Source organism: Methylobacterium sp. WL103 (genome assembly GCF_008039885.1).
Lineage (GTDB): Bacteria > Pseudomonadota > Alphaproteobacteria > Rhizobiales > Beijerinckiaceae > Methylobacterium > Methylobacterium cerastii.
Window position 1 is genome coordinate 1 of the sequence record NZ_VRUX01000557.1, and the last position, 2,739, is coordinate 2,739.

Sequence of the window (2,739 nt, forward strand, 5' to 3'; positions counted from 1 at the left end):
ATGCGGTGGCGCGGCTCGTGGAGGACCGCGCCCTGCGCGCCGCCCTGCGCGACGCGGCCAGCTCAGTGAGCGGTCCGGCGAGGTGCTCGGCCAGCAGCCGCGCGCCGTTGGCCGAGACGGTCCGGTCGATCGCGTCGAGGAGGCTGCCGACCCGCTCGCCCGAGAGCGTTCGGGTGAGTTCGAGGTTGGCCCGCGTCGCCGCGTCGATCGCCAGCGTGGTCCCGGCCTCCTCGCGGGTCGGCACGCAGAGCGGCGCGCGGGCGGCGAGCTGGGTTCGCGCGACGTAGAGCAGGGCTGCGCCGGCGGCGGCGATCTCGGCGCGGGTGAAGGTGCCGAAGCCGTCGAGCGTCGCGACGCCGTACTGCTCGCGGAGGCGGCGCTCGGCCGAGGCCGGCTCCAGCTCCGCCTGGGCCAGGGGGACCACGGCCGCCCGCGTCTCCGCCCAAAGGCGGGCGAGCGCCGGGTCGGCGTGAATCGCGTCCGACAGCACGATCTCGCGCGGGTCGTGGCGGGCGATCGCGCCGGCGAGGTCGGCGCCCGGAACCTCGCTCAGGGCGAACCGCCCGGTGGAGATGTCGATCGCCGCGAGCCCGTATGCGAAGGCCGCGTCCGAGACCTTGCGACGGCCGATCGCCAGCAGCAGGTTGGCGCTGCCGGGATCGAGCAGGCGGTCCTCTGTGATGGTGCCGGGGGTGACCAGCCGCACGACCTCGCGGCGGACCACGGATTTCGGCCCCCGCCGCTTGGCCTCGGCCGGGTCCTCGGTCTGCTCGCAGACCGCGACCCGGTGGCCGAGCCCGATCAGGCGGCTGAGGTAGTCGTCGGCGCGCTCCACCGGCACGCCGCACATCGGGATGTCGGCGCCGCCGTGCTTGCCGCGCTTGGTCAGGACGATGCCGAGCGCCCGCGAGGCCGTCTCGGCGTCGGAAAAGAACAGCTCGTAGAAGTCGCCCATCCGGTAGAACAGCAGGCAGTCCGGGTTGGCGGCCTTGATCTCGATGTACTGCGCCATCATCGGCGTCGGGCCTGCGACCTCCGCGGTGCCGGATCCGGCGGCGTCGGCGAGGTTTCGGGCGGAGCTGCGAGCCATGGCAGCGCTCTTAGCAGACCCGCCCGTGTTTGATCAGCGCGGGCTCCTCCGATCGCTGGGGAGAAGGCACGCGTGCGCGTACCCCAATTCGCGGCAGGAAAAAGCCGGCGCCACGCGGCGCCGGCTTCAGGTCGAGTGGTCGGGACGTGCGACGGATCAGTAGCGCGGGCCGCCGACGGTGTCGCCGAGGTTCTGCTGGTAGCCACGCATCGCCGGGTTGCGTGCGTTCGGATTGCCGTGGCGCATGGTGTTGCGGCGGCGCATCATGCGCTCGGCCTTCGTGGAGTGGTGGTGGCGGTAGTGGCGACGGTAGGCGACGGCGTCCGTCGTGCTCTCGGCGACGACGCCGGCCTGCGGCATCGCGGGTGCGGCGGAGGCCGAGATCGACCCGAGCCCGAGGCCACCGAGGAGCAGGCCGGTCGCGAGGGTCAAAGAAAGACGCGTCATCCAAGGATTCTCCAGTTCCGCGCTCGTGCGCTGCGGGCCTACAAGTTCATGGACGGCGCGTGGTTCCGGCCACCGGCTGTGAAATCATGCCGTCGGCGGGGGATTTATTTCTTGCCGGAGTCGGGATTGTTCGAGGAGTTGAATCGTCATGGCGTCCGAGCGCCCCGCTGATACCGTCGCGGCGGCGGCGACCCCATCCTCCGCGCCCCGCCCGAACGACGCCCTCGCGCGCAGCCCCTTGCCGCACAGCCCCTTGCCGATCGATGCGGCGCTGCCCGACCTGCGAGCGGCGCTGGCCCGATCGAACGCGGCCGTCCTCGTCGCGCCGCCGGGCGCCGGCAAGACCACGCGAGTGCCCCTCGACCTGTTGCAGGCGTCCTGGCTCGGAACAGCCAAGATCATCCTGCTCGAGCCGCGCCGCCTCGCCGCCCGCGCGGCGGCCGAGCGCATGGCCGGCACGCTCGGCGAGCGGGTCGGCGACACCATCGGCCTGCGCGTCCGCCTCGGCTCCAAGATCTCGAGCCGCACCCGCATCGAGGTCGTGACCGAGGGCGTGTTCGGCCGGATGATCCTCGACGACCCGGAACTCTCCGGCGTCGGGGCGGTGCTGTTCGACGAGTTCCACGAGCGCTCGCTCGACGCCGACTTCGGCCTCGCGCTCGCCCTCGACGCGCAGGCGGCCTTGCGCGACGACCTGCGCATCCTGGTGATGTCGGCCACCCTCGACGGCGCCCGCGTCGCGCGTCTGCTCGGCGACGCCCCCGTCGTCGCCTCGGATGGGCGAGCCTTCCCCGTCGAGACCCGCTACGCCGACCGCGATCCCAACCGCCGGATCGAGGATGCGATGGCGGACGCGATCCTGCGTGCGCTCCGGGCCGATCCGGGCTCGGTCCTGGCGTTCCTGCCGGGCCAGGGCGAGATCCGCCGCGTCGCCACCTCGCTGGAGGGCCGCGTCGGGCCGGAAGTCGCGATCGCGCCGCTCTACGGCGCGCTGACGCCGGCCGAGCAGGACCGGGCGGTGGCGCCGGCCGGGCCGGGCGCGCGCAAGGTGGTGCTGGCCACCAGCATCGCCGAGACCTCGCTGACGATCGAGGGCGTGCGCATCGTGGTCGATTCCGGCCTCGCCCGGGTGCCGGTCTACGAGCCCGGCCTCGGGCTCACCCGGCTCGTCACCGCGCGGGCTTCCCGCGCCTCGGTGGACC

At 73.4% G+C, this 2,739-nt stretch carries 2 protein-coding genes and 1 pseudogene; 1 reads left to right on the top strand and 2 read right to left on the bottom strand.

Going from position 1 to position 2,739, the window contains the following annotated elements; translation table 11 throughout:
- Both FV222_RS22245 and FV222_RS22250 read right to left on the bottom strand, forming a co-directional pair.
- Positions 1 to 1,090 (bottom strand): annotated as a pseudogene (locus tag FV222_RS22245) (DNA mismatch repair protein MutS); the annotation flags it as partial.
- Positions 1,091 to 1,246: 156 nt separating this feature from the next.
- Positions 1,247 to 1,537: a hypothetical protein gene (locus FV222_RS22250; protein ID WP_147752735.1), complete on the bottom strand. Its 291-nt coding sequence runs from the start codon at positions 1,535 to 1,537 to the stop codon at positions 1,247 to 1,249.
- 148 nt (positions 1,538 to 1,685) lie between these two features.
- Here FV222_RS22250 and FV222_RS22255 point away from each other — a divergent pair.
- On the top strand, positions 1,686 to 2,739 hold a 1,054-nt coding region (locus FV222_RS22255), incomplete at its 3' end, for a DEAD/DEAH box helicase (RefSeq protein ID WP_147815661.1).

Bases quoted from the DNA above. Each gene is read 5' to 3' on its own strand.
- FV222_RS22250 (WP_147752735.1), bottom strand. From the start codon at position 1,537: ATGACGCGTCTTTCTTTGACCCTCGCGACCGGCCTGCTCCTCGGTGGC.